Origin of the sequence: Pseudomonas tremae, from assembly GCF_001401155.1 — a bacterium.
Classification (GTDB): domain Bacteria; phylum Pseudomonadota; class Gammaproteobacteria; order Pseudomonadales; family Pseudomonadaceae; genus Aquipseudomonas; species Aquipseudomonas tremae.
The window spans coordinates 1-373 of record NZ_LJRO01000095.1 but is presented as its reverse complement, the minus strand read 5'-3'; the positions used below and the strand labels follow the sequence as shown (position 1 = coordinate 373).

The window sequence follows — 373 nt, the reverse complement described above, 5'->3', positions numbered from 1 at the left end:
CGTATGCATAAAAAGCCTCTGACAGTGATGTCAGAGGCTTTTTTGCATGTGCGATTCGCTCAGCAGGCGCATGAGTACGCCCATGAAAAAGCCGACTCGAGGTCGGCTTTTTCACTGCAGCTACACGACGCTATCCGGCGCGGCGCAGCAGATACACACCGGCCTGCGCACAGGCTGCAGCAGGCATCAGCACGGCCAGCAACGGCGGGAAACCGAACAGCAGGCTGGACGGGCCGAGCAGGTCCTGAATGATGCGGAAGGTAAAGCCGACCACCACCCCCGTGAACACGCGCTGTCCCAGCGTAACCGAGCGCAGCGGGCCGAAGATGAACGAGATTGCCATCAGCACCAGCGCCACTGTCACAGCCGGTTG

General features: G+C 60.6%; 1 protein-coding gene. It reads right to left on the bottom strand.

Annotation, left to right across the window (positions count from 1 at the left end; all coding sequences use genetic code 11):
• Positions 1-130 precede the first annotated feature (130 nt).
• Positions 131-373: LptF/LptG family permease (locus ALO43_RS08140; protein ID WP_328586972.1), on the bottom strand; the 243-nt coding region annotated here is incomplete at its 5' end.